This window comes from Anaerovibrio lipolyticus LB2005, from assembly GCF_000621545.1.
GTDB lineage: Bacteria > Bacillota > Negativicutes > Selenomonadales > Selenomonadaceae > Anaerovibrio > Anaerovibrio lipolyticus_A.
The window spans coordinates 243,450-258,609 of sequence record NZ_JHYA01000004.1; the positions used below are offsets into that span (position 1 = coordinate 243,450).

At 38.7% G+C, this 15,160-nt stretch carries 12 protein-coding genes and 1 pseudogene; 10 read left to right on the forward strand and 3 right to left on the reverse strand.

Going from position 1 to position 15,160, the window contains the following annotated elements:
• Positions 1 to 6: 6 nt before the first annotated feature.
• From T355_RS13665 to T355_RS13670, 6 genes are all read left to right on the forward strand, one after another.
• Positions 7 to 1,119: an N-acetyl sugar amidotransferase gene (locus T355_RS13665; protein ID WP_197019557.1), complete on the forward strand. Its 1,113-nt coding sequence runs from the start codon at positions 7 to 9 to the stop codon at positions 1,117 to 1,119.
• Between the two features lie 66 nt (positions 1,120 to 1,185).
• A complete protein-coding gene (locus T355_RS0105500) occupies positions 1,186 to 2,292 on the forward strand; it encodes a glycosyltransferase family 4 protein (protein ID WP_051555394.1) in 1,107 nt (368 codons plus the stop codon).
• 250 nt (positions 2,293 to 2,542) lie between these two features.
• A complete protein-coding gene (locus T355_RS0105510) occupies positions 2,543 to 3,274 on the forward strand; it encodes a class I SAM-dependent methyltransferase (protein WP_269318765.1) in 732 nt (243 codons plus the stop codon).
• 70 nt (positions 3,275 to 3,344) lie between these two features.
• Positions 3,345 to 4,580, forward strand: a complete 1,236-nt coding sequence (locus T355_RS0105515) for a nucleotide sugar dehydrogenase (protein WP_027396884.1) — start codon at positions 3,345 to 3,347, stop codon at positions 4,578 to 4,580.
• A 32-nt stretch (positions 4,581 to 4,612) separates the two neighbouring features.
• A complete protein-coding gene (gene wecB / locus T355_RS0105520) occupies positions 4,613 to 5,704 on the forward strand; it encodes a non-hydrolyzing UDP-N-acetylglucosamine 2-epimerase (protein ID WP_027396885.1) in 1,092 nt (363 codons plus the stop codon).
• A gap of 10 nt (positions 5,705 to 5,714) precedes the next feature.
• Complete coding sequence (locus tag T355_RS13670; RefSeq protein ID WP_051555395.1) at positions 5,715 to 6,827, forward strand: UDP-N-acetyl glucosamine 2-epimerase; 1,113 nt, start codon at positions 5,715 to 5,717, stop codon at positions 6,825 to 6,827.
• A gap of 165 nt (positions 6,828 to 6,992) precedes the next feature.
• On the opposite strand, the gene T355_RS13675 is transcribed toward T355_RS13670, so the two are convergent.
• The 3 genes from T355_RS13675 to T355_RS15250 all read right to left on the reverse strand — a co-directional run bounded on the left by T355_RS13675 (position 6,993) and on the right by T355_RS15250 (position 9,754).
• Positions 6,993 to 7,490, reverse strand: coding sequence for an ATP-binding protein (locus T355_RS13675; RefSeq protein WP_081777620.1), 498 nt, complete (start codon positions 7,488 to 7,490; stop codon positions 6,993 to 6,995).
• A 50-nt stretch (positions 7,491 to 7,540) separates the two neighbouring features.
• Entirely contained in the window at positions 7,541 to 9,160 is a 1,620-nt protein-coding gene (locus tag T355_RS0105535) for an IS1634 family transposase (protein ID WP_027396886.1), read from the reverse strand.
• 129 nt (positions 9,161 to 9,289) lie between these two features.
• Entirely contained in the window at positions 9,290 to 9,754 is a 465-nt protein-coding gene (locus tag T355_RS15250) for a hypothetical protein (RefSeq protein WP_155851677.1), read from the reverse strand.
• A 265-nt stretch (positions 9,755 to 10,019) separates the two neighbouring features.
• Between T355_RS15250 and T355_RS0105540 the strand changes: the two genes are divergently transcribed.
• From T355_RS0105540 to T355_RS0105560, 4 genes and pseudogenes are all read left to right on the forward strand, one after another.
• On the forward strand, positions 10,020 to 10,943 hold the full coding sequence (locus T355_RS0105540) for a class I SAM-dependent methyltransferase (RefSeq protein ID WP_027396887.1): 924 nt from the start codon (positions 10,020 to 10,022) through the stop codon (positions 10,941 to 10,943).
• A 128-nt stretch (positions 10,944 to 11,071) separates the two neighbouring features.
• Positions 11,072 to 12,242: pseudogene (locus T355_RS13680) on the forward strand (nucleotide sugar dehydrogenase).
• Between the two features lie 100 nt (positions 12,243 to 12,342).
• A complete protein-coding gene (locus tag T355_RS13685) occupies positions 12,343 to 13,674 on the forward strand; it encodes an RNA-binding domain-containing protein (protein WP_197019558.1) in 1,332 nt (443 codons plus the stop codon).
• Positions 13,675 to 14,558: 884 nt separating this feature from the next.
• Positions 14,559 to 15,160: ATP-binding protein (locus T355_RS0105560; RefSeq protein WP_231482990.1), on the forward strand; the 602-nt coding region annotated here is incomplete at its 3' end.

The following is a 15,160-nucleotide window of genomic DNA, read 5'->3' on the forward strand; positions in this document are numbered from 1 at the left end:
AATTCTATGGAATACAAAATTTGTACTAGATGTATTATGGACAACAGCTCTGATCCTTTAATTACTTTTGATGAGCAAGGAGTATGTTGTCATTGTAAAGCATATGATAATGCTATAGCTGATTTACCTAAAACTGCAGAAGAAAAAAAAATTCAGTTTGATAAACTCGTAAATGAAATGAAAAATGCTGGTAGGGGGAAGGAGTTTGATTGTGTTCTTGGTATTTCAGGTGGAGTGGACAGTGCATATTTAGCGTATGTTGCCCATAATGCTGGACTGAGGATTTTAGCGGTTCATGTTGATGCTGGCTGGAATACAGATATCGCTGTGGATAACATAAAAAAAATGTGCTCTAAATTAAAAATAGAGTTACATACAATTGTAGTCGATTGGCCTACTATGAAGGAATTGCAAAGAGCATATATGTTTTCAGGATTACCTAATATAGATGTTCCGCAAGATCATGCGTTTTTGGCTGCCACAATAGCTTATGCTAGGAAATATAACATTAAATACATGTTAAATGGAAGTAACTTCGCGACTGAGGGCATTTTGCCATCAAATTATGGGTATAGTGCTTTAGATTTTCGCTGTATTGCTGATGTATACAAAAAATGTGGAAGAGGTAAATTGTCACTAAGAAAATATCCCAAAATGAATTTATTTGAATATGCTATGGTATACATGGCAAAGACTAGACGAATAAATCTTTTAAATTATGTTGAATACTCTAAAACAAAAGCAATAGAAGTATTACATCACGAGTTTGATTGGAATTATTATGGAGGTAAGCATTTTGAATCTAGGTTTACAAAATTTTTCCAATCGTATTATTTGCCTAAAAAATTTGGCTATGATAAAAAAAGGGCACACATTTCTAGCCTTATTGTTGGTGGAGAATTAACTCGTGAGCAGGGATTGGTAGATATGCAGGATTATTCAGAGTATAACGAAGTACAAATGTTAGAGGATAGAGATTATATTTTAAAAAAATTAGATATTTCCTTAGAGGAGTGGGAATATATTATGAGTACGCCAAACAAGACTGAGGATGACTACAGAAATAATAAAAGATTGGTAAAACTGTTGGTATTAGCCAAAGAAGCTCTTCATAGATAAAGTGTTATACAGTTCGTATTTTGAAAAATCTTCATAATCAGTAGTTTGAGAAGGGATGAACTAATTGTGATAAAGAAAATTTGTCATATGACCTCGGTACATTCATGGAATGATACCAGAATATATCTCAAGGAATGCCGTTCGTTAGCACTTGCTGGGTATGAAGTATGGCTGGTGGCTGAAGGAAAGGACCAAAATGTAAATGGAATAAATATAGTTGGATGTGGAGATAAGCCCACAAGTCGTAGAGAAAGAATGAGGTATTTTGCAAAAAAAGTTTGTGATAAAGCATTTGCTTTAGATTGTGATATATATCACTTTCACGATCCAGAATTAATACCATATGCATTAAAGTTAAAAAAATGTGGCAAAAAGGTAATATTTGATATTCATGAAGATGTTTCGGGGCAAATTTTATCTAAAGACTATATTCCATTGCCGCTTAGATATATTATTTCGAAATTATATAGTTATTATGAATTGTATGCCATAAAAAAAATGGATGCTGTTATAACGGCTACGCCGCATATTGCCTCATTATTTTATACAACCAATTCAGTAGTTGAAGTAATTAATAACTATCCTCTGTTTGATGACATCATTTTTCAAGATAAAGAATTTTCTGAGCGTGAAAGAAATATTTGTTATACCGGCTCCATTAACGATATCCGTGGTGAGAAAATTATGATAGATGCGATGAAAGGCATAAAAGATATTAGTTTGATATTAGCTGGTCCAAGAGATGAAAGTTCTGTAGGTTATGATTGTGATAATGTTAATTATACAGGGAAATATACTCGTGCAGAAGTTAATGAGATATATAAGAAATGCCGTGCAGGATTAATAATATTTCAGCCAGAGCCTAATCATATTAATGCAAAACCGAATAAAATGTTTGAATATATGGCTTCTGGTCTGCCAATTGTTTGTTCAGATTTTCAGTTGTGGCGTGAGATTGTTGAGGGGAATGGATGTGGGATATGTGTTGATCCCACGAACCCACAGGAGGTTCGGGAGGCATGTACATACTTGGTTAATAATCCGGATGTTGCGCAGGCAATGGGGAGACGTGGCTATGACGTTGTAAAAAATAAGTTTAATTGGAATAATGAGGAAAAAAAATTATTAGATCTATATAACAGAATTTTAAGTAATGGCAGTGTGTCATTATAAAATGTGTAAAAGTATGATGACATACATGATGTAAAGGTGAGTAGTGTTCTTATGTTAATAAACTGGAAATTTAAAAATATTGTTTATTGTATTATTTCGAATATGCCATTTGGCAAAATGATTTATTATATTCTGCAGAAGTATATTACCAAAACAGTGTGGGTAAGTGATAATCAATTTGAATCTTATTATGAAATGAAGGTGGTAAAACACTTAAAATTTATAAAAAAATATGGTCAATGTCCGATAGATAAAGCAATTTTTTTTTGAATTTGGGACTGGTTGGGATATGTTTGCTCCTATTGGTTTTTCACTAAATGGTGCAAAAAAATATATAACTGTTGACATAAATAGATATGTACATCCTGAACTAGTAAAAAATACGATAGAGGTATATAAGCGAAATGTTAGATGTGATAATGGAATCCAATCCAATGCTAAATTAGAGAGGTGCTTGGGGCGATTTGTAAAGTTGACAGATAAAGTAGAAGACCTATTACGGGAAGAGTTTGCAGTGGAGTATGTTGCACCACTAGATGCAGGCAATACCAATTTCGAATCCAACTCTTTTGATTATGTTATCTCTAATGTAACGTTGGAACATATCCCCTACAAGGACATCGAAAGAATTTTTGGGGAGTGTAACCGAATTTTGAAACCAGGCGGTCTGATATCTGCGACGGTTGATTATTCAGATCATTTTGCGCATTCTGACCCTAATATAAGTGTTTTTAATTATATAAAGTATTCAGATTTAGAGTGGGAAAAATATAATAGTTCAATTCATTTTCAGAATAGATTAAAAAGAAGTGATTACATAAAATTGCTAACAAATAGTGGTTTTGAAATTGTAAATTTATTCTCTATTGTTTCTAAAGAAAATGAATTAAAAGATATAAAGTTAGATAAAAAGTTTGCTAAGTATCCATTGGAGGAATTATTGGTAACACACGACCACTTTTTAGCACGAAAAAAGGTGTAGCTACTTTAAAAAAAGATAGCTATACGTGTAGTGATTATTTTCTGTGGGGGATAGTTGTTTGGTGGAGAAAATGAAAAATAATATTGCAGTGGCTGGTACTGGCTATGTAGGATTATCTATGGCAGTGCTGTTGGCACAGCATAATCATGTAATGGCAGTTGATGTTGTACCAGAGAAGGTACAACTAATTAATGCTAAGAAATCGCCTATTCGAGATGAATATATTGAAAAATATTTGAGGGAAAAGGAATTAGATTTGGTAGCTACTCTTGATGGGGAGAGTGCCTATAGTCAGGCAGATTTTGTCATAATTGCCACTCCAACCAATTATGATAGCACGAAAAATTATTTTGACTGTAGTGCAGTAGAAAAGGTTATTGAATTGGTACAAAAGGTTAATCCTAATGCTATGATGATTATAAAATCTACTATTCCGGTTGGCTTTACGAAACGAGTTCGGGAGAAATACAATACCAATAATATTATTTTCAGTCCGGAATTTTTGCGGGAATCCAAGGCTCTTTATGATAATCTTTATCCATCTCGTATAATTGTTTCTTGTGATGAATCAAGTCGTGAAAAGGCGGAAATATTTGCGGGCCTTCTTCAGCAAGGGGCAATAAAAGAGGATATAGATACCTTATTTATGGGCTTTACAGAAGCTGAGGCAGTAAAGCTATTTGCCAATACGTATCTGGCTCTTCGTGTGTCCTATTTTAATGAACTTGATACATATGCAGAAAGCAAGGGGCTAGATACTCAGCAGATTATACAGGGAGTATGCCTTGATCCGCGTATTGGAACACACTATAATAATCCTTCCTTTGGTTATGGTGGTTATTGTCTGCCGAAGGATACAAAGCAGCTGTTGGCCAACTATGCCGATGTGCCTCAGGATATGATCGGAGCTATTGTGGAAGCCAACCGTACCCGCAAAGATTTTATTGCAGACCAGGTGCTGAAAAAGGCTGGTTATTATGATTATTATAGTCGTGGTGACTATAGTAAGGATGAGGAAAAGGAATGTATTATTGGTGTTTATCGACTGACCATGAAGAGTAATTCGGATAATTTCCGACAGTCGGCTATACAAGGTATCATGAAGCGTATCAAAGCAAAAGGTGCAACCGTGGTTGTATATGAGCCAACTTTGGAGGCTGGAAGCACTTTCTTTGGCAGTAAGGTAATGGGGGATTTGGAGAAATTCAAGAATCTTAGTAAAGTTATCCTGGCTAATCGTTATGATGTAGCTTTGGATGATGTTAAGGATAAGGTTTATACCAGGGATATCTTCTGTAGAGATTAATAGCCATGGTCGGTGATGTGAGAGGTGAAAGTATGAAATTAATCACAGTAATAGGTGCTCGGCCACAGTTTATCAAGGCAGCTGTGGTGTCCAGAGCCATTGAAAAGTACAATAAATCAGCTGGTAAAACGGAAATAGAGGAAGTCATTGTTCACACCGGCCAGCATTATGATGCCAATATGTCTGAGGTGTTTTTTGAAGAAATGAGTATTCCTCAGCCTAAGTACAACCTTCATTTAGGTGGTGGTACCCATGGCGCTATGACTGGTCGGATGCTGGAAAAGCTGGAAGAGGTTATGATTTCTGAAAAACCGGATGTTGTGCTGGTATATGGGGATACTGACTCAACTTTGGCTGGTTCCGTGGCGGCGGCTAAACTGCATATTCCAGTGGCTCACGTGGAGGCAGGTCTTCGCTCTTTCAACACGGATATGCCAGAGGAAATCAACCGTGCGTTGACGGATAGAGTTTCTAAGTGGCTGTTTTGCCCAACGGAAACTGCTATGGATAATCTTAGAGCCGAAGGCTATGAAAAACTCGGTGCCAATATGCTGTGCATCGGTGATGTAATGTATGACGCGGCATTGTTTTATCGGGCCCAGGGCAAGGCAAGTGATGAGATAAAAGCGTTGGCAAAGGAAGACTATTACTTGGCCACCGTTCATCGTGCAGAGAATACTGATGATCCTGCAAGGATTAAAGGTATTTTTGAGGCATTAGAGAACATTGCACAGAAAACAAAGGTTATTTTTCCACTTCACCCTCGTACCAGAAAGGTATTGGAAAAGTTAGGGATGAAACTCCAACACATAACTTGTATTGATCCTGTGGGTTATTTTGATATGCTCCATTTGCAGGGGAATTGTCTGGCTGTGTTTACTGATAGTGGCGGAGTCCAGAAGGAAGCCTTCTTTGCTGAAAAGCCATGTATTACTTTGCGGGATGAAACCGAATGGGTGGAGCTGGTTAAAAATGGTTATAACACCTTGGTTGGGGCAGACAAGGAAAAGATTTTGGCTGCTGAAAATGATCTGGCCAACAAAAAACTGGATTTCTCCATGAATCTCTACGGCGACGGTCATGCCGGAGATAAAGTGGTTAAGATGATACTGGAAACGAAGTAATGGGAATAAGATGAAAATATTGACCATTGTAGGTGCTAGGCCGCAGTTTGTCAAAGCGGCCATGGTGTCTGATGCTATTGCAAAATGGAATACTGATAATCCTGAATGTCATATTGAGGAAATAATGGTTCATACCGGGCAGCATTATGATGATAATATGTCCGGTGTGTTTTTTAGGCAACTGGGGATTCCGGCTCCTAAATATAATCTGGGCGTTTCTGGTGGCAGTCAGATAGATAATCTGTCCCGTATGATGACTGGGTTAGAGTCTACGATAATAGACGAACAGCCAGATGCCGTACTTATATATGGTGATACTAATTCTTCATTAGCTGGGGCTCTTACGGCTGCTAAGCTGGGTTTTACGATTGTTCATGTGGAGGCTGGGGATCGTGCTGACAATAAAAATAATCCGGAGGAGCTGAACCGGACTATTATTGATCATATTTCTAATTTATTGTTGTGCACTACTGAGACAGCTAAGAAGAATTTAGCTAGTGAAGGGATAAGAGAGAATGTTTTTGCGGTGGGGAATCTTATGGGGGAGGCGTTGTTGAAATATGCTTCAAAACCTTGGGATTATAAATTATTGGTTGATTATTCCGGGGATAAGGTTTTGGCGCCCGATGAATACTATTATCTCACCTGCCATCGTCAGGAAAATACTGCCAATGATGATGCGTTGCGGGAAATATTGATGGCAATGGAATCTTTGGACTTGCCTACTGTATTTCCAGTACACCCTCGAAATAAAGAGCGTGCTACTCGCCTAATCAAGGAATTGGGCTGTACAAAGATATTGGCAGTGGAGCCAGTTGGATATTTTGAATCAGTTCATCTCATCAAGGGTGCAAAGCAGGTGGTGACAGATTCCGGCGGCGTACTGACGGAGACTTTTTTTACCGGGGTACCTTATGTGTATGTCATGGATATGCCCAAAATTCCAAAACGGACTCCATTCGACGTAGGCAGATTGGCAAGGCCATTAAAAGACGATATACTGGCTAAATTGCAGCAGCCTTTTGATGCCACTGTGGGCTTGGCATTATGTAAAAAAAATGCTGGTACAGGACTGAGAATTTTGGAGAAAATTGAAGAGTGGCACAATGTAAAGGAGCCATGATAGACGTTTTTGCGTTTTATCACTGAATATTACGATGGCCGGGAGCATAGCAATATGCTCCCCAAAGCCACCTTTTAGAACATATATGAATTTATAATATGCTCGAGAGAGCCATCCGTGTACAGAGGACACAGATGGCTGTCCCCAGCAGATTATAAATTATGGTTAATTATTCTCAGAGAGCCTTTGCCTCATGGAGACATCTCCATGGATGCTAATGGTGTAAGAATTTGGTGTGATGCGATCAAGAATTGAGTCTGCAATAGCACTGCCACCAAGCTGGTCGTGCCAACCTTCTGGGCTGAACTGTGAACAGAATATGGTGGAAGACCTGCCATCGCGGCGTTCCAGAAGCTCCAGAAGTATGCGTTGCTGGTTATCATCTGCGGGGATGAGTAGAAATTCATCAAGAACCAACAGCGATGCTTTTTGGTACTTTTTAAGAATCTCAAATTCCTTATGAAGGACTGCTGCGTTGGCGTATTCGATGAAGAAATCTGGAAGCCGAATGTAAAGAGAATGCCAGCCATCCCTGCAAGCATTAGCTGCTATGGCATTTGCCAAGAAAGTTTTGCCAGCACCTGTGGCTCCGAGAACCAATACATTTCGCTTTTGACTTATGAAATCGCAAGTTCCAAGCCTGTTTATGAGCTCACGGTTCAGCTGACGCTAATGTCACATATGCTGGCTTTAGTATATCCTGCATTCTCGCATTAACATGACGAGGTCGGTGGTGCGACACCGAGGGCCTCATAAATTGCCACCTGCTTGTTAAGAAGCTCTCCAAGCCTTAGCGCATGGCTTTTATCCTCGAAGCATTCAATAACATCCAAAGTGTCCAACAATTGCTGCATCGTATACATTTTGTATAAATTTGCTTCCTTCATCTTGTGATCAAGGTGAGAAATCAAAATCAGGGCAATGAACTCGTTAAAAATCTTGCCATCAAGATTCTTCTCAGATTTTGCCAGCAGACGATGCATATTCAGCCTGTCCTTAAGATTGCCGAATGCTTTTTCAACCACATCCTTCATTCTGTATAGATGAAGAGCTGTAAATGCGTCCATTTTCTCGTTGGTAATCAAGGCAAAATACCCAATATTCCTCCTGGCGGCTTTTATGACTTCATCCTTAAATGTGACCTGTCTACCACGCCTTGGTGTTTCCTTCACAACAAAGTATTTAGAGTATGCAGTGGCATGTGCTTCAACAGTATTGCCACTAAGCAGTTCCCTGTGCAGTGTGGCAATTTTCTTGTCGAAAGCCTGCTCTTCGTCAGCACCTCTTTCGATGCTGTAGTAATAATGAATGTAGATCCGCCTTTTATCCTTGATGGTATCGCCTTTATACGGTCTGTCCTGGGTATAATCCCAGTCGGTTGTCACAGTATAACCATAGGTGCTTAAGCCCTCATCGTAATTGTTAAACATGCGGATGTCATCATATACCCTGTCAAGATTTTTCTTAATGAAGCTCAGAGAAAGTTTAGCTCCCACAAGGAATTTAACATGTTCCTTGTATAAAACGTTGATGTTAGCCTCGGAATAAAAGCCTCTGTCCATGACGAATTTGGTCTTTCCAAAGCCTAATATATCCATATCCTCAAGCAAATGCTTAACTGTTTTGGAATCAGGAATGTTGCCGGCAAGCTTACGGTAATAAAATGGGCGACCAGATTTTTCACCAAATACAAGCAAGAGATTAATCTGGGGAAGTTTATCATTTTCCTTGTTATTTTCCCACTGAGCTTGCAATAAGGACTCGGAATAACTGGAAATACTGGTACTGTCATATGCCCAGTATTCCTCTTCCACGCGGCGTTTTGCTTGAAGGCGCAGGAAATTTACAATCTGGTCATAAGTAATTGCTGCAAATAGTTCACTGCTTCTCGGGGAGGCAATATCCTTCCCATAAGGATGACGATGTGTGAGATTCCATTTTTCAAATCTGTACAGTGGGTTATTATCCTCTAAAATGAGATAGAATGCTACTGACAACAGTTTGGTATATATATCAGGAAAACAGGCCTTTAAATCAGTGGTGAGACCAATCTGGTCAGCAAATGTTTCCAGCAGATAGGTTGCGCCGTAATATAGATGCCTGGTTGCCACAAAAGGTTTTGGACCCCTTTTGCTAGGAAGCTGGTCTGGAATCTTGGATTCACCTTTCCTGGCACGCCCTCTGGTGGGAACAATCACCCCAGTTTGCGGATCAACCTTGCCGACACATATACGTTTTGCCCGAGACTGTTTCTTTTCCTTGTCCCAACGATATGTTGTCTCGTAAGCATATGTAATACCTGAACGTTTGTCAGTTTGAGTAACAATACCCACGTTATCACCTCGTCATGTTTTATAAGTATATTATATAACATGACGATGAAAATTTCAAGTTAAAAAAGGCTCAATCACTAGTATTTATGCGGTTTTTTCGCAACGATAACCAAACAGCATCGTCACGTTTTACGAGAATCCAGGCACAAAGATGTATGCCTTGGAAACTGTTCCGGTTTCAGGATTGTGCAGCTGTAAGCATTTACCTGCCCAGTCCACCATCATCTTGTCGCCAGGCTTGTGACGAATATGCATGGTCAGATGATGGCGGTCTGCATAGTCACGGTAGAGCTTGCAGAATTGGGAATACTGAATGCAAAGTTGTCCGGTACTTCGACAACTTGATGTGTATTCTTCCCATAGTAGGCGCAAGGTGACTCCTGGCTTTAAAAGTTCTTTGTGAACATAGCAGTAATCTGGCATTTTTGCTGAGATGCTTGGCACCTCATTTGGGTAGAGTTTGCGGTGAAGTTCATCATCGTCGATGGCGTTGAACATCTCACTGGGAATGTCGGCTGATTTGTAGGCAGCAACAACTTTAGAAACAGTATTACGTGATACATGCAACCCTAGCGCAATGTTCCGCTGACTCATGCCAGTCTAGAACATTTGCAGGATTTCCCGTTCTTTTGACATTGTTGATCACTCCTTTGAACATATTTGGGGTATCCCCAATGTCCATTGTACAGTGACACCAAGTGGCTCTCAACATGAGATTCTGCTAACAGAAACGGTGGCTCCCGCCATCGGAACGACTGGCTCTCTACGTCAGATTTAGTGGCTCTATTTCGTCGTAATACTCACTATTACTAGCAATCAAAGATTATGTAATCCGAACAAAAAATAAGGGGGATATAAAATGAATTGGAAACTAAAAAATAATCTTTTTTTTATTCTTCAGAATATACCCTTTGGTATGGAGATTTACTATGTTTTACAGAAGTATGTTACTAAATCAGTGTGGGTGAGTGATAATCAATTCCCCAATTATTACAAAGAGAAAGTAGCAAACCACTTAAAATTTATAAAAGAATATGGTAAATGTCCAATAGACAAAGCAACTATATTTGAATTTGGTGCTGGTTGGGATATGCTTGCCCCAATTGGTTTTGCACTAAATGGTGCCAAAAAATATATAGCTGTAGATATAAATAGATATGCACATCCTGAGCTAGTAAAAAATACAATAGAATTATATAAACGAAATTTTAAAAATGATAATGAAACGGAATCAAATGTTAAATTAGAGAGGTGCCTGGAGGGATTTGTAAACTCGACCGATAAAGTGAAAGACCTATTAAGGGAAGAGTTTTCAATAGAATATTTTGCACCGATGGATGCAGGCAATACTAATTTTGAATCCGGCTCGTTTGATTATGTGATATCTAATGTATCGTTGGAACACATTCCATACGATGACATAGAAAGGATTTTTGGGGAGTGTAACCGAATTTTAAAAGCAGATGGCCTAATATCTGCGACAGTTGATTATTCAGATCATTTTGCACATTCTGATCCTAATATAAGTGTTTTCAATTATATGCAGTATTCAGATTCAGCGTGGGAAAAATATAATAGTTATATTCATTTTCAGAATAGATTAAGAAGAAGCGATTACATAGAATTGTTAACAAAATCTGGTTTTGAAATTGTGACATTATCATCTGTCGTTTCTGATGGGAATGAATTAAAACATATAAAATTAGATCAAAGGTTTGCTAAATATCCATTGGAGGAATTATTGATAACACATGACCATTTTTTAGCACGGAAAAAGGTGTAGTAATTTAAAATCAAATTAGTATATTTGATGAACAGAATTTAGAAATAATCATATTATGAGGAGAGTGTGTGGTGAGACGTTCAAGTTATAATATTGCGGTAGCTGGTACTGGCTACGTGGGCTTGTCCATGGCGGTGCTGTTGTCCCAGCATAATTATGTAATGGCTGTGGATGTGGTGCCTGAGAAGGTACGGCTTATCAATGAGAAGAAATCCCCTATTCGGGATGAGTATATTGAAAAGTATTTGGTGGAGAAGGATTTGGATATTGTGGCTACCCTTGATGGGGAGAGTGCCTATAGCCAAGCAGATTTTGTTATTATTGCCACCCCAACAAATTATGACAGTACGAAAAATTACTTCGACTGCAGCGCGGTGGAAGCGGTTATTGAATTGGTACAAAAGGTGAATTCTGGGGCCATGATGATTATCAAATCAACTATTCCGGTTGGTTTTACAAGAGGGTGTGGGAGAAATACAATACCGCCAATATTATTTTTAGCCCGGAATTTTTGCGGGAATCCAAGGCCCTGTATGATAATCTTTATCCGTCACGTATTATTGTGTCCTGTGATGATGCCAGCCGTGAAAAGGCGGAAATCTTCAGCAGGGGGCTATAAAGGAGAATATTGACACCTTGTTTATGGGCTTTACAGAGGCAGTAAAACTGTTTGCTAATACTTATTTGGCACTCCGGGTGTCCTATTTTAATGAGTTGGATACCTATGCGGAAAGCAAGGGACTGGATACCCAGCAGATTATTCAGGGGGTATGCCTTGATCCGCGTATTGGTACTCATTACAATAATCCTTCCTTTGGTTATGGCGGTTATTGTCTGCCGAAGGATACCAAGCAGCTGTTGGCCAATTATGCCGATGTTCCTCAGGATATGATTGGTGCCATCGTGGAAGCTAATCGTACCCGCAAGGATTTTATTGCAGATCAAGTGCTGAAAAAAGCCGGTTACTATGATTACTATAGTCGTGGTGACTATAGTAAGGATGAGGAAAAGGAATGTATCATCGGTGTATATCGCCTGACCATGAAGAGCAATTCCGATAATTTCCGCCAGTCGGCTATACAAGGCATTATGAAGCGCATTAAAGCTAAGGGTGCAATTGTAGTAGTTTATGCGCCAATCTTGGAAGCCGGCAGCACATTCTTCGGTAGCAAGGTAATCGGCGACTTGGAGGAATTTAAGAATATTAGTAGGGTAATCCTGGCCAATCGTTACGATGTAGCTTTGGATGATGTGAAGGATAAGGTTTATAGTAGGGATATTTTTTGTAGAGATTGCTAGACAATTGCAACTATTAATAAAATAACTTACTCTCTAACTTGCCCTCATGATACAATCAGGGTAAGTTAGAGGTTTTTAGTCCAAACTTAGGAGGATACTTATGGGGCTTCCGATTAATGTAGAAGATTTATTACATCAAAGAAAAGTTGAGCGAACTCGCATAGAATATAAAGCAGATTGGAATCCAGAACCCATTATACATACCATTACGGCGTATGCTAATGATTTTGACAATATGGGCGGTGGCTATATTCTTATAGGTGTAGAGGAAGAAAACGGTCGTCCATTATTTCCCCTAAAGGGAATTGACCCGGAATCTATTGACGAGATTCAGCTTAGCCTGCTGAACAAATGTAATTTCATTGAACCGTGTTATATTCCTGTAATCGAACCATATGTTATTAATGGAAAACATATCATCGTTCTGTGGGCACCAGGAGGAGAAGACAGGCCATATAAATGTCCAGAAAAAATCTATACAGATAAAGGTGGACAAAAAAGCAACAAATCCTACTATGTAAGAAAAGGGGCTCGTACGATTAAGGCAAATCACAACGAAGAACGTGAGCTAATATCGGCAGCTCGTGATGTCCCATTTGATGACCGCATCAACTATCATGCTAATGTAGCTGCCTTGAAATCAGCCCTTATAGCGGATTACCTGCATTCTGTTGGCAGTAATCTCTATCAGTCAGTTATGGATCGCTCTGTAGAGGACGTAGGTACAGATATGCAGATCGTCCGAGGACCATCAGAGTATAAAAAACCTGTAAATGTAGGATTGATGTTTTTTAATGATAATCCCGAAATTTATTTTTCTTGCGCCCGTATAGAAGTTATAGATAAGCCCGACCCTACCGGTAAGGGAATGACCGAAAAAATATTCAGAGGCCCATTGGATAAGCAACTTCGTGATGCTCTGGCTTATATCAAGAACTATATCATCAAAGAGTATATTACAAAAGTGCCAGACAATGAACTGGCCATCCGTGTGTTCAATTGGCCTTATGCAGCCGTTGAAGAAGCTCTTAGCAATGCAGTATACCATAAATCCTATCAGATACATGAGCCTATAACAGTTATGATAACACCAGATAAAATGGAAATTACTAGTTTACCTGGTCCGGATAGATCCATTTCTGATCAAAATTTAGAAAATAGAATTCTGGTTTCCAGACGATACCGCAACAGAAGAATAGGAGATTACCTAAAAGAACTTGACATAGTAGAAGGGCGCAACACAGGCATTCCAACCATTCTGGAGGCTATGGAAAAAAATGGTTCTGGACTTCCATCTTTTGAAACAGATGAAGATAGAAGTTATTTTGTGACATCATTACCCATTCACCCAGCTTTTTTAAATGGTACTGAAATTGTCTCCGCTAAAAAAAGGAACCACACACTAAGAGCAGAAGGAACAAAGAAGCTATAGGTGCCATGGTTATAGAAGCCTTGTCAAAATTAGGGAACTTATCCACCAATGAAGTAGCAATTAAGCTGGGCTATGCCAAGCCTACCGACACTTTGCGAAATGTCGTGAATGAGCTCATACAATCAGGGCAGGTAGCCTATTTATTTCCTGATAAACCTAGAAGTAGAAATCAAAAACTTTGTCTAAAGGTTGATAAAATGGACCAGCATTCAACAATATAAATACACTAATATGTATTTTTCACTGGATATTTCTCTCTCGCAATACAAATATCCATCCTAACGAGGTGATTGGCATCTATGCACCTTCAGCGGATTCTCATGGCGATATGGAACACTTCAAATGAGAATGAATTCCTAGAGATAATAGAAGAATGGTCATTTAGACTTGATGCATCACTTGATCTCTATATAGGGTTATTTGAAAAACTAAATAGAAAAGAAGATAGTGTATCTCAAGCTATGATAGATTTTGTAAGGAAACAAAAGATACCGCCGTTACTGATTTCTTAATTCTGGGTTTATAGAGTCAAGTGCGATTTTTCATGGCCGCTTTTCGTTTCAATGCGGTAATGAGGCTTAAGAAAATCTCTTTTCATATATTATAAAATGGGTGCTGTTAGTATGATTTAGTGGACACAAAAAGTGCGACACATTAAATTCTTGATTAAGAAATGATGTGTTTCACATGGCCCACAACGGCAACCGATACCCTGAAGAATTCAAACGACAGATTTTCGATTTGTACCTATCTGGCAAAACGGTTAAAGAACTCGCAGATGAATAAAGAAGTTTTACAATTATAATTGTAAAACTTCTTTTATTTTATCTAAAAACTCATTATAATGGATTTAGGTGATGGAAATGATAGAAAGAGAATTATACTTGGAAAAACTCAAAAAGTTTCAAAGAACACCGCTTATAAAAGTGATTACCGGTATGCGACGGGCTGGTAAATCTACACTGCTTGAGTTGTTCGCCTTGGAATTAAAGAAACAAGGGGTTACAGATGAGCAGATTATACGGATTAATTTTGAGTCAATGGCATTTGATGATATCAAAAATTATCGCCAGCTTTATACCTATATCAAAGAGCATCAGAAAGCAGATTACACATATCTGTTTTTGGATGAAATACAACAGGTGGAGTATTGGGAAAAGGCTATCAATTCACTGTTTGCGGAAGGAAACTGTGATATTTATATTACTGGCTCCAACGCCAATATGCTGTCGTCGGATTTGTCTACTTTACTGGCTGGGCGTTATGTGGAAATACAGGTATTCCCTCTTTCATTCAAGGAGTATATGTTATTTTTACCACCTAAAAAGCGGGGGAATAAAGCAGAGGCCTTTGAATCTTATTTAAAATACGGCGGACTGCCATTGGTGCCAAATCTTCCTCAGGAAAGCAACACTGTGGAAATGTTTTTGACGGGAATATATAATACGGTTTTAATGAAGGATGTGGTGCAGCGCAACGCTGTTCG